Source organism: Nocardiopsis sp. TRM 82005 (genome assembly GCF_056312425.1).
This window is the reverse complement of sequence record NZ_JBWDTQ010000019.1, coordinates 110,350-132,127: the sequence shown is the minus strand read 5'-3', so window position 1 is coordinate 132,127 and position 21,778 is coordinate 110,350. Positions and strand designations below refer to the sequence as shown.

General features: G+C 71.0%; 20 protein-coding genes and 1 pseudogene. 10 read left to right on the top strand and 11 right to left on the bottom strand.

Annotated elements, in window-relative coordinates:
- Nucleotides 1-22: 22 nt before the first annotated feature.
- Nucleotides 23-177 (top strand): annotated as a pseudogene (locus AC0T5L_RS16210) (MFS transporter); the annotation flags it as partial.
- Between the two features lie 64 nt (nt 178-241).
- Here AC0T5L_RS16210 and AC0T5L_RS16205 read toward each other — a convergent pair.
- From AC0T5L_RS16205 to AC0T5L_RS16195, 3 genes are all read right to left on the bottom strand, one after another.
- Complete coding sequence (locus AC0T5L_RS16205) at nt 242-964, bottom strand: hypothetical protein (RefSeq protein ID WP_476166319.1); 723 nt, start codon at nt 962-964, stop codon at nt 242-244.
- Nucleotides 965-1,074: 110 nt separating this feature from the next.
- The gene (locus AC0T5L_RS16200) at nt 1,075-2,304 is read right to left on the bottom strand and encodes an acyl-CoA dehydrogenase family protein (protein ID WP_476166318.1); all 1,230 of its coding nucleotides are present in this window, start codon (nt 2,302-2,304) and stop codon (nt 1,075-1,077) included.
- A gap of 158 nt (nt 2,305-2,462) precedes the next feature.
- The gene (locus AC0T5L_RS16195) at nt 2,463-3,902 is read right to left on the bottom strand and encodes a helix-turn-helix domain-containing protein (RefSeq protein WP_476166317.1); all 1,440 of its coding nucleotides are present in this window, start codon (nt 3,900-3,902) and stop codon (nt 2,463-2,465) included.
- 218 nt (nt 3,903-4,120) lie between these two features.
- Here AC0T5L_RS16195 and aceA point away from each other — a divergent pair, with 218 nt between their 5' ends.
- From aceA to AC0T5L_RS16175, 4 genes are all read left to right on the top strand, one after another.
- A complete protein-coding gene (gene aceA / locus AC0T5L_RS16190; protein WP_476166316.1) occupies nt 4,121-5,419 on the top strand; it encodes an isocitrate lyase in 1,299 nt (432 codons plus the stop codon).
- A gap of 232 nt (nt 5,420-5,651) precedes the next feature.
- Nucleotides 5,652-5,855, top strand: a complete 204-nt coding sequence (locus AC0T5L_RS16185) for a DNA primase (RefSeq protein WP_476166315.1) — start codon at nt 5,652-5,654, stop codon at nt 5,853-5,855.
- Between the two features lie 224 nt (nt 5,856-6,079).
- Entirely contained in the window at nt 6,080-6,298 is a 219-nt protein-coding gene (locus tag AC0T5L_RS16180; protein WP_476166314.1) for a hypothetical protein, read from the top strand.
- Nucleotides 6,299-6,429: 131 nt separating this feature from the next.
- Nucleotides 6,430-7,245 (top strand): CPBP family intramembrane glutamic endopeptidase, encoded by an 816-nt coding sequence (locus AC0T5L_RS16175; RefSeq protein ID WP_476166313.1) that lies wholly within the window; start codon nt 6,430-6,432, stop codon nt 7,243-7,245.
- On the opposite strand, the gene AC0T5L_RS16170 is transcribed toward AC0T5L_RS16175, so the two are convergent.
- The gene (locus AC0T5L_RS16170; protein WP_476166312.1) at nt 7,214-8,494 is read right to left on the bottom strand and encodes an MFS transporter; all 1,281 of its coding nucleotides are present in this window, start codon (nt 8,492-8,494) and stop codon (nt 7,214-7,216) included. The genes AC0T5L_RS16175 and AC0T5L_RS16170 overlap by 32 nt on opposite strands.
- Before the next feature lie 170 nt (nt 8,495-8,664).
- Between AC0T5L_RS16170 and AC0T5L_RS16165 the strand changes: the two genes are divergently transcribed.
- Nucleotides 8,665-9,366, top strand: coding sequence for a FadR/GntR family transcriptional regulator (locus AC0T5L_RS16165; RefSeq protein WP_476166311.1), 702 nt, complete (start codon nt 8,665-8,667; stop codon nt 9,364-9,366).
- A 152-nt stretch (nt 9,367-9,518) separates the two neighbouring features.
- Here AC0T5L_RS16165 and AC0T5L_RS16160 read toward each other — a convergent pair whose 3' ends face one another.
- Together AC0T5L_RS16160 and AC0T5L_RS16155 are read right to left on the bottom strand one after the other, a co-directional pair.
- Nucleotides 9,519-10,280, bottom strand: a complete 762-nt coding sequence (locus tag AC0T5L_RS16160; RefSeq protein WP_476166363.1) for an RraA family protein — start codon at nt 10,278-10,280, stop codon at nt 9,519-9,521.
- Between the two features lie 249 nt (nt 10,281-10,529).
- Nucleotides 10,530-11,438 (bottom strand): Lrp/AsnC family transcriptional regulator, encoded by a 909-nt coding sequence (locus AC0T5L_RS16155; protein WP_476166310.1) that lies wholly within the window; start codon nt 11,436-11,438, stop codon nt 10,530-10,532.
- Nucleotides 11,439-11,932: 494 nt separating this feature from the next.
- Between AC0T5L_RS16155 and AC0T5L_RS16150 the strand changes: the two genes are divergently transcribed.
- The 3 genes from AC0T5L_RS16150 to AC0T5L_RS16140 all read left to right on the top strand — a co-directional run bounded on the left by AC0T5L_RS16150 (nt 11,933) and on the right by AC0T5L_RS16140 (nt 15,445).
- Nucleotides 11,933-13,456: an LCP family glycopolymer transferase gene (locus AC0T5L_RS16150; RefSeq protein ID WP_476166309.1), complete on the top strand. Its 1,524-nt coding sequence runs from the start codon at nt 11,933-11,935 to the stop codon at nt 13,454-13,456.
- 907 nt (nt 13,457-14,363) lie between these two features.
- A complete protein-coding gene (locus tag AC0T5L_RS16145) occupies nt 14,364-14,519 on the top strand; it encodes a hypothetical protein (RefSeq protein WP_476166308.1) in 156 nt (51 codons plus the stop codon).
- 137 nt (nt 14,520-14,656) lie between these two features.
- The gene (locus tag AC0T5L_RS16140; RefSeq protein ID WP_476166307.1) at nt 14,657-15,445 is read left to right on the top strand and encodes a VldE C-terminal domain-containing protein; all 789 of its coding nucleotides are present in this window, start codon (nt 14,657-14,659) and stop codon (nt 15,443-15,445) included.
- Between the two features lie 470 nt (nt 15,446-15,915).
- Here AC0T5L_RS16140 and AC0T5L_RS16135 read toward each other — a convergent pair whose 3' ends face one another.
- Nucleotides 15,916-16,125: a dodecin gene (locus AC0T5L_RS16135; RefSeq protein ID WP_476166306.1), complete on the bottom strand. Its 210-nt coding sequence runs from the start codon at nt 16,123-16,125 to the stop codon at nt 15,916-15,918.
- A 557-nt stretch (nt 16,126-16,682) separates the two neighbouring features.
- Here AC0T5L_RS16135 and AC0T5L_RS16130 point away from each other — a divergent pair.
- Complete coding sequence (locus AC0T5L_RS16130; RefSeq protein ID WP_476166305.1) at nt 16,683-16,895, top strand: hypothetical protein; 213 nt, start codon at nt 16,683-16,685, stop codon at nt 16,893-16,895.
- A 663-nt stretch (nt 16,896-17,558) separates the two neighbouring features.
- On the opposite strand, the gene AC0T5L_RS16125 is transcribed toward AC0T5L_RS16130, so the two are convergent.
- The 4 genes from AC0T5L_RS16125 to AC0T5L_RS16110 all read right to left on the bottom strand — a co-directional run bounded on the left by AC0T5L_RS16125 (nt 17,559) and on the right by AC0T5L_RS16110 (nt 21,701).
- A complete protein-coding gene (locus AC0T5L_RS16125; RefSeq protein WP_476166304.1) occupies nt 17,559-19,226 on the bottom strand; it encodes a hypothetical protein in 1,668 nt (555 codons plus the stop codon).
- Nucleotides 19,227-19,307: 81 nt separating this feature from the next.
- On the bottom strand, nt 19,308-19,958 hold the full coding sequence (mobA, locus tag AC0T5L_RS16120; protein ID WP_476166362.1) for a molybdenum cofactor guanylyltransferase: 651 nt from the start codon (nt 19,956-19,958) through the stop codon (nt 19,308-19,310).
- A gap of 23 nt (nt 19,959-19,981) precedes the next feature.
- Entirely contained in the window at nt 19,982-20,419 is a 438-nt protein-coding gene (locus AC0T5L_RS16115) for a hypothetical protein (protein WP_476166303.1), read from the bottom strand.
- 94 nt (nt 20,420-20,513) lie between these two features.
- Nucleotides 20,514-21,701, bottom strand: a complete 1,188-nt coding sequence (locus AC0T5L_RS16110; protein ID WP_476166302.1) for an RtcB family protein — start codon at nt 21,699-21,701, stop codon at nt 20,514-20,516.
- Between the last annotated feature and the right edge of the window lie 77 nt (nt 21,702-21,778).

Below are 21,778 nucleotides of genomic sequence, written 5' to 3'. Positions count from 1 at the left end.
CCTGCCGCCGTTCGGGCACTCGGCCGCCTGGGCGGTACCGACGCGGTCCATGGTCGGCACCGCGAACGTCTACATGTACTTCCTGGGCGTCTTCGTCTTCACGCCGCCTTCGGCCTGAGCCACGGCCCCCGGTCGGCGCTGTACGCGGAGGTGTTCCCGGCGGAGGTCCGCTACTCGTCGGCCGTTCGTCGTGCGCGGCTTCGCTTGATGGTGGCCGGCAGAGCGGAGTACCGCCGTAGTACTAAGCCTGCTCGGAGGTGTCCCTGGCCGGGGTGTCCTCGTCCGGATCCCCGGGCCTGTCGTCCGGGCCGCCGGGCCGGAGGAAGAAGGCGCCCAGCGTGCCCGCCAGCGAGGCGAACACGACGACCGAGTAGACGGCCAGGACCACTTCCAGGCTCTGGGCGAACGCGTCGTCGGCGGTCAGCGGCTCCCCCACGACGGTCGCGAGCGCGGCGTCGTGCAGGGCGCTCGCGTAGTCGTCGTAGGAGCCCAGGATGTACAGGAGCTGGCTGGAGCCCAGGACCACGATCCCGGTGACCACCGCCAGCCAGGTGATACGTCCCGACAGCAGGCGCGAGGCCGAACGCGACCCCCGGACCGCCGCCGAGAGCACTCCGCCGACCCGCGCCGTGCGCAGCAGGGTGAAGGTCCGGGCGAAACGCAGGAAGGGCAGCGCGAGGAAGAGGACCTGCCACCAGTTGCGCGCCCAGAAGAGGCGCTGGTCGCGTGCGACGTAGGCGCGAAGCGCGAACTCGGCCACGAAGGACAGCCACAGCAGCCAGCCCAGCCAGGACAGCGCGGTGCTCACCGAGGGCGTCGTGGCCAGGGCCTGGCCGAGGACGACGAGCACGAAGAGCAGGCCGAGCGCTCCCATCGGCCTGTCCAGCCAGCGCGCCAGGGCCTCCGCGCTCTCCATGCCGCGCCGGTCCCCCAGCGGGGGCCGCGGTCCGGTAGACGTGCTCATGGGCGACCACTACCCGCGGTACACGGCCGGCCACCGGGACGGGCGCCCGCCGCCGTGCCGACGGGGGCGGGGCCCGACCGTGAGGGCGCCGGGTGCCCGTCCCGCACCCGCTAACGGATCGGCAGGCCCGTGATCTGGCGGCCGATGATGAGCTTCTGGATCTCGCTGGCGCCCTCGAAGATCGTGAAGATCGTGGCGTCGCGGTGCCACCGCTCCACCGGGTACTCCCTCGTGTAGCCGTTACCCCCGAGGATGCGCACCGCGTTCTGGGTGACGAACGTGGCGGTCTCGCTGGCGTAGAGCTTGCTCATGGAGCCCTGCGCGCTGTCGAAGTCCTTGTCGTTGCGCGCCATCCACGCCGCGCGCCACACCAGCAGGCGTGCGGCGTCGATGCGGGTGGCCATCTCGGCCAGGGTGAAGGCCACGCCCTGGTTGTCGCCGATCGGGCGGCCGAACTGCTCGCGCTGGGTGGAGTAGTCGCGAGCGTACTCGTAGGCGGCGCGGGCGCAGCCCACGGCCATGGCACCGACACTCGGACGGGACGCCTCGAAGGTCCTCATCGCCGCCTGGCCCTTGGAGCGTCTGCCCTCACGGGCGCGGGCCAGGCGCTCGTCGAGCTTCTCCTTGCCTCCCAGCAGGCACGATCCCGGGACGCGCACGTCGTCCAGGACCACCTCGGCGGTGTGCGAGGCGCGGATGCCGTGCTTGGCGAACTTCTGCCCCTGGCTGAGGCCGGGGGTGTTCGGCGGCACGATGAACGTGGCCTGGCCCCGGGAGCCGAACTCCGGGTCCACGGAGGCGACCACCACGTGGACGTCGGCGATGCCGCCGTTGGTGGCCCAGGTCTTGGTGCCGTTGAGCACCCACTCGTCCTTGGCCTGGTCGTAGACGGCGCGGGTCCGGATGGCCGAGACGTCGCTGCCCGCGTCGGGCTCGGAGGAGCAGAACGCGGCGAGTTTGACGTCGTCCGCGGTGCCGAACATCTGCGGCGTCCACTCCAGGAGCTGCTCCTGCGTGCCGTTGGCGGCGACGGACACCGCGGCGAGGCCGGTTCCGGTGATGGCCAGGGCGATGCCCGGATCCCCCCAGTACAGCTCCTCGAAGGCGACGGGAATGCCGATGCCGCTGGGCTCCAGCCACTGGTTGGCGAAGAAGTCGAGGGAGTACAGGCCGATCTTGGCGGCCTCCTGGATGATCGGCCAGGGGGTCTCCTCCCGCTCATCCCACTCGGCGGCGGCGGGACGGATGACGTCGGCGGCGAACCCGTGGGCCCAGTCCCGGACATCGCGGACGTCCTCGCTCAGTTCCAGGCTGAAGGCGGGCGCGGCGGCCTCACTCATACGCTTACATCCTTTGTCGGACCCTCCGGGGGTGGAGGGGCGGCCAGTGCGTGTTACCAACGGTAACAGTTGGACTTTCGCGTCACAACGCCGCATTTCACGTGAAGGGGGCCGGGATGCGAACTGAACTGCCCCCGGCCCCTCTCGATCCCGGCGACTCAGTCGAGGGAGTGCTTCTCCAGGAAGGTGTACACGTCGTGCTCGTCCACGCCCGGGAAGGTGCCCGAGGGAAGCGCCGAGAGCACGTGGGAGTGCGCCCGGGCCGACGGCCACACATTGCCCTCCCAGCGGGCGGCCAGGTCCGCGGGCGGGCGCACGCAGCACTCCCCTCCCGGGCAGTTGGACTTGGTGCGGTTGGTGGTCTCACGCCCCCGGAACCAGCGCGACTCCTTGTAGGGAACGCCCAGGGTGATGGCGAAGTTGCGCTCGCGGCTGGGGTCCACGTGTGCCACGCACCAGTGGGTGCCGTTGGGCTTGTCCGTGTACTGGTAGTAGATCGAGTAGCGGTCCGGCGAGGCGAAGACCTGGCGCCCCGACCACTGGCGGCACATGCGCTGGCCCTCGATGGCTCCGGTCTCGTCGGTGGGGAAGACCAGGCCGTCGTTCTCGTAGGCCTTGTAGATGATGCCGGTCTCGTCGTTGCGGATGAAGTGGCAGACCAGGTCCAGGTGGCGGTGGGCCAGGTTGGTGAACCGGTGCGCGGCCATCTCGTAGGAGACCGAGTACACGTCGCGCAGGTCCTCCACCGACAGGTCGCGCGCCTGCTTGGCCTCCTGGAGGTAGCGCACCGCGGTGGCCTCGGGGATCAGGACGGCCGCGGCGAAGTAGTTGGCCTCCACCCGCTGGCGCAGGAAGTCGCCGAAGTCGCGCGGCTGGCCGTGGCCCAGCACGACGTGGCCCAGGGTCTGCAACAGGATCGTGCGCGGGCTGTGCATGCCCAGCGTGGTCTCGCGCTTGAGGTAGATACGCCGGTTGACGTGGTCGGTGAGGGAGCGCACCGAGCGGGGCAGGTCCTGGACGTACTTGAGGGAGAAGCCGTGGTGGGTGGCGATCGAGAGGATCTGCCCCTGGGACAGGGCCCCCGCGGTGTAGTTGACGGCGTTGAGGGTCTCGGCCGCCGCCTTCTCGATGTGTTCGAAGTAGTTGCCGCGCTCGCGCATCTGGCGGCGCAGGTCGGCGTTGGCCCGGCGGGCCTCCTCGGGACTGGCCGTGGGCTTGGCGCTGCGACGCTTGAGCTCGCCGTACAGGCCCACGATGTGCTCGAGCACGTCGTTGGGGACCCGCTTGCCCACCCTCAGGTGCGGCAGGTCCAGCTTCTGGTAGAGGGAGTCGCGCTGGGCCTCGTCCACGGCGATCTCCAGCTGCGCGCGGCGGCTCGGGGGCTGCTTGGACAGCAGCTCCTCCACCGAGACGCTGAGGGCGGAGGCCAGGGACGTGAGCAGGGAGAGCTTGGGCTCGCGCTTGCCGTTCTCCAGCAGGGAGAGCTGGGAGGGGGCCCTACCCACGCGTTCGCCCAGGTCAGAGAGGGTCAGACCGCGAGCTCGCCGTAGATGACGGAGCCGCTGGCCAAAGGTGACGAGATCTAGGTCACCTGTCAAAGACGGTATTTCTTCAGCACCAAAGTACGCCATGGCTTCATAGTACGGAAAAAATCGAAGATCTTCACCAGGTTTTGAGTGGAAAAGTCTTGGAACTTCGTCAAGAATTCTAGTTACCGGCGGGGAACTTACCGCTCAGGGCTCACCCCCTGGCCCGGGCAGGGCCTCCCTCGACCGGTGTGAACACCTTGGGGACTACACGTAAGGCGGGAACGAACATGGGCACCAGCGCTCGACGACAGGAAGCCAGCGCCGAACTCCAGCGCGACTGGGAGACCAACCCCCGGTGGGCCGGTATCGAGCGCACCTACTCCGCTGACGACGTGGTCAAGCTCCGCGGCTCGGTCACCGAGGAGCACACCCTGGCCCGTCGCGGCGCCGAGCGCCTGTGGGACCTGCTCCACACCGAGGACTACGTCCACAGCCTCGGCGCCCTCACCGGCAACCAGGCGGTCCAGCAGGTCCGCGCCGGCCTGAAGGCCATCTACCTCTCCGGTTGGCAGGTCGCGGCCGACGCCAACCTCTCCGGCAACACCTACCCGGACCAGAGCCTGTACCCGGCCAACTCGGTCCCGTCCGTGGTCCGCCGCATCAACAACGCTCTCATGCGTGCCGACCAGATCACCTGGGCCGAGGGCGACGACAACGCCCCCGAGTGGCTCGCCCCGATCGTCGCGGACGCCGAGGCCGGGTTCGGCGGCGTCCTCAACGCCTACGAGCTGATGCGGGGCATGATCGCCGCGGGCGCGGCCGGTGTGCACTGGGAGGACCAGCTGGCCTCCGAGAAGAAGTGCGGCCACCTGGGCGGCAAGGTCCTCATCCCCACCAGCCAGCACGTCAAGACCCTGAGCGCCGCCCGCCTGGCCGCGGACGTCGCCGGTGTCCCGTCCCTGGTCATCGCGCGGACCGACGCCCAGGCCGCGACCCTGATCACCAACGACGTCGACGAGCGCGACCAGCCCTTCATCACCGGCGAGCGCACCGCGGAGGGCTTCTACCGCTTCCGCAACGGCGTCGAGGCCTGCGTGGCCCGCGGACTGGCCTACGCCCCGCACTCCGACCTGCTGTGGATGGAGACCGCGACCCCGGACCTGGACGTGGCCCGCGACTTCGCCGAGCGCATCAAGGCCGAGTACCCGGACCAGATGCTGGCCTACAACTGCTCGCCGTCCTTCAACTGGAAGCGTCACCTGGACGACGCGACCATCGCCAAGTTCCAGCGCGAGCTGGCCCACATGGGCTACAAGTTCCAGTTCATCACCCTGGCGGGCTTCCACTCGCTCAACCACTCGATGTTCGACCTGGCCCAGGGCTACGCCCGGAACGGGATGACCTCGTACGTCGAGCTCCAGGAGGCCGAGTTCGCCTCCGAGGCCAACGGGTACACCGCCACCCGCCACCAGCGCGAGGTCGGCACCGGCTACTTCGACGCCATCAGCACGACCATCTCCCCTGAGGCCAGCACCACGGCTCTCACCGGCTCCACCGAGGAAGACCAGTTCTCAGCGGCTCACTGACACTGGTCTTCGTTCCCAGGAGGCCGTCCCTCCCCGCTTTCGTGGCTGGGGCGGGGCGGGCGGCCTCCGCCCCCCTAGCCGTCGGCCATGCGCGTTCCGTGTCACACGCGCATGGCCGGCGGCTTTTCACGTGCCCGCGCCCCGAGCGCGGCCCCTGGCCACCGGAGGGGGCGGGACCTAGGCTTGCGCTGTACGGACCCGTGCCCCACCCGAAGAACCGGAGGAACCTCCCGTGAAACTCCCCGACTCCCTCCTTCCCGGCCTGACCGTGCTGCGCCGCGTGCTCGCCGTGGGCGCCCTGGCCACCGTCATGGCCCTGGGCACCGCCGCCTGCGAGGAGAACATGCCGGAGATGGACACCGAACAGGGCGAGGACGGAGACGAGGGCGAAGGCGGAGACGAGGGCCAGGACGAGGACGGCGACGAGGACGACTGAGCCCGGGGCCCGGCGTCCGGGCCGGTGGCGCCGGGCACCCCACCTGACAGGCACCGAACGGGGCCATGCGGCCGCATTGGAACGAATCACCTTCCGTGTCCCCCTGGTCACGGAAGCGCAACACGTCTAATGTGGTCCGCACATGGGTCACAGGCGGATAACGCCTGGCTCTCGCCGCGGAGCGGTAGCCCATGGCACGCGTCCCCGATCCGATGGAGCCGGCAGTGAAGCTTGAGGACATCAGCAAGGAGACCGCGGCCACCGCCCGCCGCGTGCTCGCCGGCGGAGCGATCGCCGCCGTCGCGGTACTGGGAATCACTGCCTGCGAGGATCCGGATGTCGAGGACCCGGGGCTGGAGACCCCGGCCCCGCGGACGCCGGACATGGAGACCCCGGGCATGGAGGGCGAAGAGGGCCAGGAAGAGGACGGCACGGGTTACTGACAGCGCCCTCGGGGACGTCCCGCGCCGGGGACGACACGTCGAAGCAGTGGCCCCGCCGTCGCCTCCGAACGCTCCCGCCCGACGGTTCCCCTCGTCACGCGCCCCGACGAACAGCACGTACATTGCAAGGCGTGACCGACAAGATCCACTCCCCGCGCGCCGAACAGCCCGCGGGGCCGACTCCCTCCCCCATCCCGGCCGACCGGCGCCTACTGCGCTGGGAGGTCCTGTGCGTGCTCGCCCTGTCCCTGGGCGCCGCGGCGGTCTCGGCGACCATCTCCTTCGCCGGCGTGCTCACAGCGCCCGAGTCCCTGACCGAGCAGACCGCCAGCCTGGTGCGTCCCCGCGCCCAGGAGCGCCCCTGGCTCGACCTGTCCTTCCAGCTGTACGCGGTGGCCTCCGCCCTCGCCCCGGTCCTCCTGGTGGCCTACCTCATGCGCCGCTCGGGGGAGTCCTCGCGCACGATCGGCTTCGACGTGCGCCGTCCCGGACTCGACCTGGGCGGCGGCGCGGCCCTGGCCGCACTCATCGGAGCGGGCGGACTGGCCGTGTACGTGGTCTCCTGGCGCCTGGGGCTGACGGTCACCATCGCGCCCAGCACCCTGGACGGCAACTGGTGGGACGTGCCCGTCCTGATACTCCAGGCGGCCAAGAACGGCGTCCTCGAAGAGGTGATCGTGGTCGGCTACCTGCTGCACCGGCTGGGGCAGCTGGGCTGGACGCCGTGGAAGGCGGTACTGGCCAGCTCGGTGCTGCGTGCCTTCTACCACCTGTACCAGGGGGTCGGAATGTTCTTCGGCAACCTGGTGATGGGCCTGGTCTTCGGCTGGTTCTACATGCGCTACGGGCGCGTGATGCCCCTGGTGGTGGCGCACACGCTCATCGACGTCGTGGCCTTCGTCGGCTCGGTGCACCTCATCGGGCAGCTCGACTGGCTCCCGGTGTGAGACCGCGTGCGGCGATGGCGTCCTCCAGGTAGCGGGGACGGCCCAGCAGCATGCCCACGGCCAGGTTGACCACGACCAGGGACGCCACCAGGAGCAGGGGCGCGTGCCAGCCGCCGCTGGTCTCGTGCAGCAGCCCGAACAGGAAGGGTCCCGCGCCGCCCATGAGGTAGCCCAGGCTCTGGCTGGCGGCCGACAGGGCCGCCGTCCCGGCACCGGTGCGGGTGCGCAGCGCGAAGGAGGTCAGGGCGAAGACGAAGGTGCCCATGCCGATGCCCACGAGCGTGGTCCAGATCCACACGCCCGACAGCGGTGCGGCCCACAGTCCGGCCAGGCCCGCCAGGTAGGCGACGGCGAACATGCCGACGAGGGGGCGCTGGTCGCTCGTCCGGGTCAGCAGTGTGGGCAGCAGCAGGGACATGGGGATGCCCAGGAGGGTCAGGTAGGACAGCGCCAGGCCCGCGGTCTGGGCGTCCATTCCCTGGTCGCGCAGCATCTGCGCGTACCAGCCGAACATGATGTAGGCGATCGAGGACTGGGTGCCGAAGTAGAGCACGGACTGCCAGCCCAGACCGGTGGCCAGCACCTGGCGAAAGCCCAGTGCCTGGGCGGGGTCGCCGCGTCCGGGCTCGTGGCGCAGCACCAGCAGCCAGGGCACGGCGGCCACGATGCCGAAGAGGGCGTAGGCGCCCAGGGCCGTGCGCCATTCGCCGGTGGCCTGCTCCATGGGCACGGTGGCCGCGGCGGCGATGGTGGTGCCCAGGGCCAGGGCGGTGGTGTACACGGTGGTCATCAGGCCCACGCGCTCGGGGAAGTGCTGCTTGACCAGCGCGGGCAGGATGACGTTGCCGACCGCGCCGCCGGACAGGGCCACGGCGCTCAGGACCAGGAACATCCACGGTTCGGGGACCACCGCCCGGGCGGCGAGGCCGAGGGTGAGGGCGGTCAGCGCGCAGACGATCAGGTGGTGCTCGCCGAGGCGGCGGGCCAGGACCGGGGTGAGGCCGCCGAAGAGCGCGAAGCACAGCACGGGCAGGGTGGTGAGGATCCCGGCTCCGACCGCGGTCATACCGAGGCCCGCGGTGACCTCGTCCAGCACGGGGCCGACGCTGGTGATGGCGGTACGCAGGTTCAGCGCCGCCAGGGCGATCCCGGCGGCGATCAGCAACAGGACCGCTCGTGACGGACGGGCGGTCCGGCCTGCGGTGGGACCACCCGTCACGGGGGTGTGGGGCGCTGGTCCGACGCTCATGGAAGGCGGCTCACAGAAATTCGTAGGATGACCCGATGTACTTCATGAGGATAACGCATTGCCGTTCAAAGCCAATTCCCGACCGTAACTGGTCTAAGCTCCGGCCTTAACCGTTCCCTACCTGTGCGCTGGCCCTGTCATCCGGCGACCCGCCCCTAGGAGGTAAAAGCGTGCCCCTCGCCTCGACACGCCGGACCGGTCTCGTCGACCAGGTCATCAGTCAGTTAAGAGCTCAGATCGACTCGGGCGAATGGGGGGTCGGCGACCGCATCCCCACCGAGTCGGAACTCGCCGACCAACTCGAGGTAGGACGCAACACCGTCCGTGAGGCCGTCCGCGCCCTCGCCCACGCCGGACTGTTGGAGATCCGCCAGGGGGCGGGCACCTTCGTGCGCGCCTCCAGTGAACTCGGCGGTGCCCTGCGTCGCCGCCTGGAGCGCTCCCGGTTGAGGGAGAACCTGGAGGTGCGCCGCGCCCTGGAGGTGGAGGCGGCCCGGCTGGCCGCGCTGCGCCACAGCGACGAGGACATGGCCGACATCGACCGCGCCATGGCCCTGCGCGAGGCCGCCTGGCGCGAACGCGACATGGGCGCGTTCGTGGAGGCGGACTTCACCTTCCACCGCGCGGTCGTCAACGCCACCCACAACACACTGCTCATCGACCTGTACGACGACATCGCGCAGGTGGTGTACGCGAGCATCGCCCACACTGCCTACGAGCAGAGCGACGAGGCGACCGACCATCCCTCGTCGTCCACCGACGGCGTGGACCACTCGAAGCTGGCCGAGGCGATCCGGGGCGCCGACGCGGCCGGGTCCGCCCGTGAGGCGACCTGCTACATCGACGAACTGCTCTCGCTCACCGAGGACTGAACGTTCCCGCCATGGCGAAGGCCCGGAGCGCTACCCGGCGGATTCCAACGGGCGGCCCCGGGCCTTCGCCGTGAGGTGGGTCCAGGACGCCCCCGGAGCGGGGCCGGCAGTACTCGCGCACCGGCCGCGGCCCGCTGACCGACGCGGGGCGCTCAGTCGCCCCGCTGGGCGTCGCCCACGACAGAACGCGGAGAGACCCTCGGCCAGGCCGCGGAGTGGCCCTCACCGCCGCGCACGGCGGCGTCGCGCACTGCCCCGAGGTTCCGTGAGCGCCCCATGCCACCGCGACGGGAGCACTCGGCTCCCCCCTCCCAGCCGGTGACCCGTGAGGCGTCCAGGCCGAGCAGGTCCAGGGTGCTCTCCCCCGCGTACACGGCGTCGATGACCTCCCGTTCCCGGGAGAGGCTGTCCAGGGTCTCGGTGATGATGGAGCTCACCTGCCCTCGCGGCAGGCACACCACGCCGTCGTCGTCGGCGACGGTCCAGTCGCCCCGGCGCACCGGCAGAGGCGCGGGGCCGCCCGCCGACATGCTGATCTGGCGCCCGACCGAGCCGCCCGCCTCGTGCCCGGCCTCGCGGACGGCGACCCCCGCGCCGAACACGGGCAGCTCGCAGCGGACGATGGCGGCGATGTCGCGCACACAGCCGTCCAGGACGATCCCCCTGATTCCCCGGGTGCTGGCGGCCACGGCGAGGATCTCGTCGACGTAGCCGTACTCGGCCTCGCCGGCGACGTCGATCACGAGGGCGGAACCGGGAGGGGTCTGAGCCACCGCGACGTGGATGGCGAGGTTGTCCCCCGGCGTACAGCGGACCGGGAAGGTGGTCGCCGCGAACGCGGCCCCCGGCCAGACGGAGAACAAGTGCGTACCGAGTGGTCGGCCGCCGCACCGCGCCAGCGCCACCGTGCCCACAGCCGTCAACGTATCCGCAAGCGCCACGTCAGCCTCCCACTACACCCGCACCCGGTGCGGTCGGTCCGGACCGAACCCTTCCCATACTCACGGGTAACTTAAGTGTGACGCAAGCCATATACGATGGAAACACGTAAAAATGCGACCGCTGGCTAGCGGGGCGGACGAAGAACACGGCCCCCTCCACCCGGGGGGGGCGGGAGAACGTCCCCGTCCCCGGCCTTGCACGGCCGCCCTCCGGCCACGGCGCTACCCGGTGATCCACTCCACGGGCCGCTCGCCTCCCCGCCGTTCCTTGCGCACCGACAGGTGGTCCCAACACTCCACGTAGCCCACCCCCGGCGTCGAGCGCACCGACTCCAGGGCGTCCACCAGCTGGCAGCGGTCTGGCGCGGTGAGGCCGCCGAGGACGTCGTAGCGACCGAAACCGCTGGCCAGGAAGGAGACCCCGGACATGTTCGCCAGTGCCGCGCCCACCGCCTCGGCGTCACCACGGCAGCGCAGGCCAAAGCCCAGTCGCTCGTTGGCGCCCATCGCAGCGGGTTCCACCAGCGCGGTCACGTGCACCACGCCGGAGTTGAGCAGACGCACCACCCGAGAGCGCGCCGCGGCCTGCGACAGGCCCACCTGGCGCGCCAGGTCCGCGTAGGAGGACCGCCCGTCCCTGAGCAGCTGGCGGACCAGGCGCCAGTCCAGGGCGTCCAGCTCGATGTCGTGCAGTTCCCGCACGCTGCTGTGCGCGTCCTTGAACACAGCGTTGGCGCGGAAGACCTCCGCGCCGTCCACACCCGGCAGTGAGCGCAGCTCGGACAGTTCCTTGGTCAGGGCGGCGTCGTCGGCCACCCGTACCTGCGCGACGGCGGGGAAGCGCCCGGCCGACTGCGCGGCGAAGGTCACGGCCTCGCGTTCGCCCAGTGCGTCCAGCATCGGCCCCACGGGCCCGCTGACGTGAAACGACACGTGGCCGAGCACCTCCATGCCCACGACCCCGGCGTGCAGCACACCGACGATCCTGATCGCCCCTGACCGCACGAGCTGGCGCACCCTGGCGCGCACCGCCGTCCTCGACAGACCGACTCCGTCGGCCAGTGCCTGGAACGTCGCTCTGCCGTCCCCCTGCAACGCGCGCATGAGCGCGGCATCAACCGCATCGAGCACGATGGCTTGCCTTTCGTTCCCATGACGCCGCCCTTCCCCCGGGCGACGCCCCCTCCTGCGGCCAGATCATCCCAGCTACAGCGTCCGTTCACTACTGATCGTGAAAGAAATCGGCTGATTCACCCTTTTGATTGCTCCGAAAGCGTCGCCCAATGCCCCATCAGCCACCTCAGCATCACATAACAGACTTGTATAGAAGATCCGTCATCACTGGGCAGCTGTCCTCACAACTCTCGCAAAGCGCCACACTGATCTAGCGGGCCCGCACGACGCCCCCAGAGGGACTCCCCCATCCCCCAGAGGCCCCATACGCGGCCCGCGTGACGCGTCCGAGCGCACGCACACCGCCCGGGAGGGAACCGGACGCTCTTCCCCGGACGTGTACATAACAGAGGTTTCAGACGCATTCTGACCACGGCCACCGCTCGGCGACCGTGGCGGAGGACGACGGAGACAATGGGGCATGCCGCCCCACGGCTGGAGAGGAACCACTGGTGGCAGCGGAGGACGATCAGCGGGACGGGGCGCCCGCGCGCCCCAGTACGGGCCGGGCTCTTCTGTGGACCGCGGCGTCGGTTCCGCTCCCGGGTCTGGCGCACCTGCGGATGCGCCGCCGGATCTCGGGCACGGTGATCCTGGTCCTGTACCTGTCCGCGATCCTGGGCCTGGCCGTGTGGGGATGGCGCCTGGGCAGCGGCGAGACGGACAGCATGACGATGCTGGCCCGGATGGCGTTGCAGAGCCGTTGGCTGGTAGGCGCCATGGGCGTGGTGTTCGGTGTGGCGGTGCTGTGGCTGGCGGTGATCGTGCACTCCTGGGCGATCACCAAGCCCGCTGGTGCCTCCCGGGGCACGCGAGTGCTCGGCGCCGCCGTGGTCCTGCTGCTGTGCCTGCCCATCGCGGCGCCCTCCGCGCTGGCGCTACACGGCGGCTACACCGCGTACCAGACGCTCAACAACGTGTTCCACGCCGAGGAGGACCCCCTCCAGCCGCCGCACGACGAGGCCGACCCGTGGAACGGCCAGGACCGGGTCAACGTGCTGCTGATCGGCTCGGACTCGGCTGACAACCGCTACGGAGTGCGCACCGACAGCATGATGGTCGCCAGCATGGACACCCACACAGGTGACACCGTGCTGGTGGGGCTGCCGCGCAACCTGGAGAACGTCCGTTTCCCCGAGGACAGCACCCTGGCCGAGCGCTACCCCGAGCCGTACGGCTTCAACCTGTTGCTCAACGACGTGTACCAGACGGTCGCCGAGGAGCCCGAGGAGCTGGCGATCAACCCGACCGCGTCCGACCCCTCAGCCGACACCCTCAAGAAGGTGATCGCGCACAACGTCGGTCTGGAGATCAGCTACTACGCGATGGTCGACATGATGGGCTTTCGCGACCTGATCGACGCCATCGGCGGTGTGGAGGTGCTCATCGAGGAGCCGATCCCCTACGGCGTGCACGGCGGGGTGCTGGAGCCGGGCCTGCGCCGCCTCGACGGCCACGACGCCCTCTGGTACGGCCGCTCCCGGACCAACAGCGACGACTACGGCCGGATGGGCCGCCAGGGCTGCCTGATCAAATACGTCGCTGAGCAGGTCGAGCCGACGACCGTCCTGACCAGCTACCGCAAGCTGGCGGGCGCTACCGAGCGCACCCTGAGCACCGACATCCCCCAGTCCAAGGTGCCCTCCCTCGTCGAGCTGGCCGACATGGTCACCGACACCGGCGAGATGCGCACGCTCCAGTTGTCGCCTCCCCAGGTCAACACCGCCAACCCGGACTGGGACGCGGTCAAGGACCTGGTCGCCGAGGCCATCACCGAGAACGGGGCCGGGGAAGGCGAGCCCTCGGAGGAAGCCTCCGGCGCCCCGTCCGAGGATACAGCCGAGGGCGGGGAGGGCTCCGAGGAGGACGGGCGCACCGACTGGCAGGAGTACACCGGCCTGGACGAGGAGGAGCCCGCCGACCCGGGCCGCCAGGTGGGCGAGGAGCCCACCGACCTGGAGGCCCTGTGCCCCTGATCCCGGCTGCCGCCGCCCCGAAGGGGGCGGCGAAACCGCTCCTAGGGACTGATGGGGAGTGGGGTTTTCTGGCGGCCGCCCGGACCCCGGGGGGGGCGGGACCGGCCGAGGGCGGGTTCGCCCGGCGAACTCAACTGAGGGAGGCCCCCAGCCCCGGAGGGCACAGGAGTCGTAGAAGCCAGGCGTCCGCTCAGAGGCCCGCCCGCCAGGCTCCAGGGGCAGCGCTGCCGGGAACGGGTCCCGCACCGCGTGGAGGCGGGGGTACACGGCGCGGGTCCACGGCAATCACCAAGCCGTACACGTGAGCGCACACCGTTCGGGGACAAACGGGGCGCGGAGCCTCCAGCAGACCCCGACCAGGCACCCGTAGGGCCCGGGCTGGCGAACAACCACAGTCTTGGTTGCTCACCGCTGAAAGCTCCACGGGTGCCTGACTGAGGTCTGCCGGAGGCTCTACCCAACCTCCTGGGGCGGGCCACCGCTCCAAGCTTCCCCAACCCCCTGGGGCGGAGCGCCGCCGCCAGCTCTACGAGCGCACGGCCGGGGTCTCCCGTCTCAAGAATCAGGGGACCTCCCCGCCCCGGTTCCTCCGGCGGGCCGTCCAGGAGCAGCGCTGCATACCGCACGCCCTCGCCCAAGCACGCAGTGCCAAAGAGCCACTCCTGTGCGTTTGAGTCATCTTCTACCCCAGCAGTCCGCCCCCCTCTGACCGCTTTCTGTCAGAGGGGGGCGGGCTGTTCCGTGACCGCCGCGCAGATCTGGACTCTCATCGCGTTGGGCGCCTTCCACGGCCTGCACCCCCCGGGGCCCGTACTGGCGGGGCAGCTCACACACGCATTCCGAAGGGTGCGGACACGGCACCGCGCACCGGCCACCGGAGGCCTCGGAGAGCACTTCCGCCACCGGGATGCGCACGTTGGCGATGCTGGCCGCCCACGACTTCCCAGGGGTGCACGCACTGCGCTGGCGTGGGGTCACCATGGACTGGGCGCTGACGCCGACCCCGGGCGGCCTGTTCGCCCTGTGGTCGGTCCAGTCGGCCTCCGGTCAACAGCCCCGGTGACGGTAGTCGCGCCCCGACGCCGGGGAAGATGACCGTAGTGTCGGAAATCTGGTGAATTCTGCGGGAGCTGACCACTCCGAAGCCAGAGCTGACGGCCGAAGAGCGCCGCCCGGCACGAACGTGGAGGAGCAGAGTGTATGACACACAGAACCGTGCGACCCGAGCGCCGGTGGTACAGGCTGGTCATCGCTGTGGCCGCCCTGATCGTGCTGGGCGTCGTCGCCGTCGTGGGCATCCGCTGGCTGGCCCAGAACACCGGTGTCTTCCCCATGTCGACCCCGTGGGGGCCCGACTGCGCGGTGTGGACGGGCGGGGAGCAGGTCCGGCTGGACCGGGACCAGGCCCGGCGGGCCACCACCGCGGCCGCCGTCGCCGTACAGGGTGACAGCGCCCCGATCGGGGCACCCGACACCAGCGACGTCCCCGACGCTGTGACGGCCCTCCTGGAGGAGGGGCCCGAGGATGACGCCGGGCCCTCGCTGACCTGTCGGTCCACCAAGAACCCCGAGCTGAGGGTGCAGGAGGACCTGGAACCCTCCGGCCTGACCGCGCGCGCACAGCACCTCAAGGACGGCATGGAGGAGCACTTCTCCGACCTGAGCCTGGGCGGCTACCACCCGGGCGGCTTCGACACCGGACACGGCGAGGACTCCGCGCACTACGAAGGCCGTGCGATCGACGTCTTCTACCGGCCGGTCAACGAGGAGAACCGCCGCGAGGGCTGGGTGATGGCGCACTGGCTGATCGCGCACGCCCCGGACTACGAGGTCGACGTGATCATCTTCGACGACAGGATCTGGAGTACGAGCTACCCGTCCCTGGGATGGCGCCACTACGAGGCCGATCCGGACAACGAGATCCTGAGGCACCTGGACCACGTGCACGTGGACGTGCAACGCGGCCAGGACCCCTCCGACGACGGCTAGGCACTGTCTTCTGGACGGCCACTCCCACTTCAGCTCCGACAGATCGCCGTCGACGGTCAGGTCCGCCGGTGCCCGTCTCCGCGGACAGCGTCGCGCACAGCCCGTCCAGCACGCCCGCACGACGGTTCGGACCGGCCAGGGCGCCGCGCGTGCGCAGCAGGTCGGCGATGGTACGCCGCAGCTCGGTCACGGTGACCACGACCATCCCGGTCAGCGCCGCGGGGACGACGAAGGCGCCGGGGCCGCACAGGCCGCGCTCGACGCCTTCGGGGACTGACGTCCTCTCCCGAGGACAGCCGTCCGGTGGGGCGGAACCCACGCGCACCGGGCGGTCGCGGCCCGCTGCAACGAGCGGGCCGCGACCTTCGACGGGACCGTGCGAGCGGTCTCGCTCCGGATCCGGCTCCACGGCCTGGCCCATCCGGAGAACAGTGCCTGGGCCGTGTTCTCTGGATCCTCGCGCGCTCGCCTCACTCGTCCAGGCGGAATCCCACCTTGAGGCCCACCTGGAAGTGCGCGACGTCGCCCTCCTCGATATGCCCCCGGATCTCGGTGACCTCGAACCAGTCGAGTTCGCGCAGTGTGGCCGAGGCCCGGTCGATGCCGTTGCGGATGGCCTGGTCGATACCCTGCGGCGAGGTGCCGACGATCTCCGTGATGCGGTAGGTGTGGTGGGACATGTGGGACCCCCTGCGTAGTCGGTTGCTCGGTCGCACGCGGCGCGACCCCCCGCTTTCTGCTCTCCCCGCAATCCCACACGGCCACACGGAGGCGTTCCCCGCGCATCCCTCCGCCCCAGGCGGAACACGCTGGGCGCTTTGCCATGTGCCAACGGAAACCTGGGGCTTGTGTGGAGCTTTCTTTACCCAGGGAATCGTGTTGACCACGGGGACAACGGGTTGCATGTTATGGGCGAAGTGTCCGATTGGTCCTGGCCTGGGACTTAAGGCCCTGTATTGGTGGAACCCTCCCGAGACAACGTCGTAACTGACTCTTGACGTACACAGGGGGGCATCGGTGTACATTGGGTTCTAGCGCTTCGGTCCCCCGTCGAAGCGCGGACGCGATGTTTCGAGCCCCCGTCGAAACATCGCCTGCGACGCCGGGTGGTTTGCCCCCGTAGCCACCCGGCGTCGCCTTTTGTCCAACCCGGCCTCCTTCGGGCCGAGCGGTGGAAAAGACCAGGCCGTGCCCGTGGCTTTACCATGGGGGTCACTTCTTCGACTGGGGGTCAGCATTGGGTAAACCGGACGTTCCACCACACTGCTCTCGGCGCGACTGCCGTACCGAGGCGACCTGGGCGCTGGTGTGGAACAACCCCAAGGTGCACACCCCCGACCGGCGCAAGGTGTGGGTGGCCTGCGACGAACACCGGGAATACCTGTCCAACTTCCTGGGCATGCGCGGATTCCTGCGCGAGACCACGCCCATGGGCGAGTTCGAGGGCTGAGGCCCGGCCCTGGGGCGCGGACGCCAGGGCCCGGGTCCTCCCCGTCCGTCCCCGCGGAAGCACCCAGCCCACGACCGCCCGCCAGGCCTCCGCGCGCACCGCCTCGTGACCGAGGCCGCCCGCGCGCGAGAGCAGTTCCGGCCAGGGCGCCGCCCAGTCGCTCTCAGCACCGGCCCTCTCCACGAGGCGCGGGCCCACCGTCGCCGTCGCCTCCCCACGGCGCCGTCCGTGCGGGCCGCGGTGTCGAAGAGGCGGCCCACCACCTCCTCCGGCATCCGCGGCGGGACCCGCGACCGGGAACGTTCGGCGGCCACCGACCGGACGAACTCCTCCAACCCGGTCCCGGAGGGACACCGGGACAGGAGCCGGGCACCGGCCAGGAGCAGGTCCGCCAGCCTCCGGGGCGAGGCGGCCTCCTCCCGTCCGGTCTCGGCCGAGACCATCCGCTGGACGACGCGCACCGCCTCGGGAAGGTACTCGTCCCTGGAGGCCAGCAGGCCGAGCACGGCCTTTCGCTGCTCCCCAGCACACGGTCGCCCGCCCTTCCAGACCTCCTCCCCTCGTGGAGGTGGAGCAGGCCCTTCGTCCGGTGATGGGCGGAGTCGCCCCGTTCCCGGTGGAACCGGCGCAGGGGTACCCCGCCCTCGGGTCCGGGAACGGCCCTCAGAAGCCGGGACAGTGTCTCGCTGATCCGGTCGGTGCCCCCTCCCGCTCGAACGAGCACGCCGAGGACGCGGATCGCCTGGTCCCCGTTCCGATTCGGACCGCAGAGGGTGTCGACCACGTCGTCGAGGTCGTGTCCGGTCCGGGGCGCCCAACGGCTCGTCCATCCGGGGAACCGCCAGTGGCCACGGGAGGGATCGGGCAGCGAGGCCACCAGCCGGGCAGCCGACTCCCACCGCGTCGGCGGACAGGAGAGGGGCGGCACCTGCAACAGGGAGGACTGGACCTCCACCTCAGTGAACCCCCGGGCGTTCCGGGCCAGGGCGGGTAGAGCGGCGGGATGGTCCAGAGCGCGCATGAGCGCACCGGCCACGGCCGCCCGCACGTCCCGGTGCAGCCCTGCGCCGGTGCCCAGGACGCGGACGAGTTCCTCGATCCCGCCGGGCGGGCGGTGGCCTCCACCAGCCGTGCCAGGCCGCGCGCCCGGCGTTCGGTGTCCCCGGCTGAGGCGGCCTCGTTGAGCGGGTCGGCGGCCTCCCCGTAGGGCAGGTGGGCGACCGCGTCCAGGTCCTGGTCGGGGTCGGTGTGGCGGGTGCTTCGGCTCTGGAAGGCGTTGATCTCCGCCAGGGCACGGCGGGCTTCGGTCTCAGCCCTGTACCCGGGCAGCAGTCCCAGGTAGGGCAGGAGGGCGAACGCGCCCGGGCCGTGGCGGCCCTGGACGAGCTGGTCCAGGTAGCCGGTGCGCACCGGCTGGGGCATGGCCCGAGGGACGGGCAGAGCCGTCGAGGGGCTGCGGCGCATCTGCCGGAGCAGGTCCCGGACGGACCGGCCACCGCGAGGCAGGGCGGGATAGCGGAAGGGGTAGACGTGGCGGTCCCCGTCCCCGTACAGGCGCCGCTGAGCGTGCGGGAGGAAGCGGAGCAGCCTCCGGCCGTTCGGGTCGAGCTCCTCCAGGAGGGCCCCGGTCCCGGCCGGGCGGACGGGGTCGAGCGCCTGGAGGACACGCCACCAGTCGGGCAGCCGCGCGTACGGGGTCCCCTCCCGTGCACCCAGCTCCCGGAGGTGGCCCAGGAGGATGTCGGGGTGGCGGCGGGCCAGTCGGCGCCAGGAGCGCACGGCGTGCAGGAGGTCGGGCAGGCGGCGGCCGACCTGCCCGGGTGAACAGGCGGGCAGGAGCGCGGCGGCTCCGGCGTCGCCGTACTCCACGCGGACGCGGGGCAGGAGGGAGTCAGCGAGTCCGTTGCGCCGCGCGTGGAACGGAGTGCGGTACAGGGCGCGGCGCAGGCCGGTGGGCGCCCGCGCCGTCCGGTACGGGTGTGAGGGCCTCGTCGGGGAGTTCGCGGACCGCGCGCGGGGCGGCGCGGCGAAGTTCGTGGTCAGGCCCTGCGAGGTGGCGGGCGATGGTGCCGGTGTCGTGTACGGCCCTGGCCATGTGCACGGCGAGGCGGCCGTGGCCCGTGGTTTCGAGCTGCCGGAGGATCCCGGTGAGACGGGTGTGCCCGCGTGGTCGCGGGCGTAGAGCGCGAGAACACGCATACGCCGGGAGACGGCGCTGTTCTCGAGGGAGTGCAGGAGCTGGGTGGCCGACCCGTACGTCGGCGCGGTGGGGCTCAACGGCCCGGGCGGGATCCGCCCTTCCTGATCGTCATGGCGAACGTGACGGCCCATCGGGCCGGTGTTCGGCGAGCGGCCGTCCGGGCGAACCCGGACGGCCGCTCACTGATCCGAAAGCCTTCCCAAGAACACTCCCTAGCCGGGCGGGGGCTCCAGCAGGCCGCGGGCACGGGCGAGGTCCTCCGGGGTGTCGCAGTCGTCCACGGCCAGGTCGTCGGCCAACGGCACCGCGCGGGGCCGAAGGGGGCCGAGCAGCCCGTACAGGGACCGGCCCCGGTAGTCGGCGAGGGCGGCACGTACGGCTCCGGTGCGCCACACTCCGGTGAGCCACTGCTCGCGTCCGGTGGAGTCCACGAACACCGCTCCCGACTCCTCCTCGTCCGGGGCGAGGGAGAGGGCCGCCAGGTGACTGGTGTCCAGGTGGGGCAGGTCGGCGGCGAGCAGCGCGAACCAGGGGGCGCGCACATGCGCCAACCCGGCGCGCAGAGCGGGCACCGGGCCCGATCCGGGCGGGTCCTCGCGGACGTAGAGCGCCCGAGGACTCTCCCGGGGCGGGCCGACCACGATCATCCGGCCCCTACCCTCCGTCCCCGCGTCCGTCCCGCGGCTCCTCGCGGTGTTCCCGGCGTCTGCGGCCGTCGCGGCCCCGGTGTTGTGGGCGCGGACCGCGTCGGTGACCCGCTCCAGCAGGGTCCGTCCGGCCACGGCCAGCCCCGGCTTGTCGACGCCGCCCATGCGGCGACCCGTGCCCCCGGCCAGCACGACCGCGTCCAGGGGCTCGCGCACCCTCCCGGTATGGGCCACCGCGCTCACCCCTCCGTCTCGGTCAGTCCGTCGACCACGTCGTCCAGGACGAGTCCGCGGTCCTCCACCGGCATCAGCCGCAGTTCCTTGAGCGCGGGCGCGGTGTCCACGCTGGTGCCCCGCGCTCCCTGGACCGTGCACACCCGCATGCAGTGCTGGGTGGGCACCCGCCAGAAGTCACGCTCGTCGATGGGCGCGATGCGGTACACCGTGGCCGGATACTGAACCGGCCTGCCCGGCGAGTGCCACTGCTGGGCACGCGCCAACACGAAACCCGTCAGGAGCGAGTCGAACACCCCGCCGGAGGCGAGGTCCTTCATGGCCTCGCGGTCGCCCTCCCGTTGGCACTCCTTGCAGCCGTCCAGTTCGGCCCGTAGCAGCCATCGGGCCCGTGCATGGCTCACTTCGGAGTTCTTGAGCTTGCTCGGGTGTCGGTGTCCCATGGAGGGAAGGTTACGCGGGCCCGCGGAGACTGGCGGGCACGGTCCCGGTCGACGGCGTTGCCCGCCGCCGGCCGGGAGCACCGGGCCCACCGTGTCAGCCCTTGACGCACACCACCTGGCGCAGGTGGGCGACCACCTCGACCAGGTCGGCCTGGGCGCTGATCACCGACTCCAGGTTCTTGTAGGCGGCCGGGATCTCGTCCACGACGCCCCGGTCCTTACGGCACTCCACTCCCCTGGTCTGCTCGGCCATGTCGGCTTCGGTGAAGGTCTTGCGGGCCTTGTTCCGGCTCATCCGGCGCCCCGCCCCGTGCGAGGCGGAGTTGAACGAGGCGGGGTTGCCCAGACCGCGCACGATGTAGGTGCCGGTGGCCATGCTGCCCGGGATGATCCCGAGGTCGCCCGCCCCGGCGCGGATGGCGCCCTTGCGGGTGACGAGCACGTCCACGCCGTCGTAGGTCTCCTCGGCCACGTAGTTGTGGTGGCAGGAGATCCACTGCTCGAAGCGGGTGCCCGGGATCTGTTCGGCCACGGTACGGCAGGCCAGGCCCATCATCACGTCGCGGTTGCGCCGCGCGTACTCCTGGGCCCAGAACAGGTCCCGGCGGTAGGCGTCCATCTCCGGTGTGCCGGCGACGAACACCGCCAGGTTCCGGTCGGGCAGGTCCTGGTTGTGCGGCAGTGTCTGGGCCTGCCCGATATGGTGCTCGGCCAGTTCCTTGCCGATGTTGCGCGACCCGGAGTGCAGGACCAGCCACACGGTGCCCTCGTCGTCCAGGCACACCTCCAGGAAGTGGTTGCCACCGCCGAGGGTGCCCATCTGGCGCCGGGCCCTGGTACGACGGGGGTGGACGGCCTCGGCCAGGTTCTCGAACCCGGACCAGAACCCGGACCAGTCGGTACCGCGCAGGGTGGGAACGGTGTCGGGGTCGACCGGTTCGTCGTGGGCGTGGAAGCCGACCGGGATCACGGCCTCCAGGGCCGAGCGCAGCCGCCCCAGGTCCTCGGGCAGGCGCTCCGCGGTCAGGCCGGTGCGCACGGCGGTCATCCCACAGCCGATGTCGACCCCCACGGCGGCGGGGCTGACGGCATCGCGCATGGCGATGACAGAGCCCACCGTCGCGCCCTTGCCGTAGTGCACGTCTGGCATAACGGCCAGACCGTGCACCCACGGCACTCGGGTCACATTGCGCAGCTGCTCCATCGCCGCGGTCTCGACCTCGTCGGGCGCGGCCCACATGCGGATGGGGACCCGTTCCCCGGCAACCTCGGTGTAGGGCATATCAGGCCACCTCCCCTTTCCGGACCAGGCCTGTGTCTCGTTCGTGCGGGCACGTACGCGGTCGTGCCCTCCGAGAC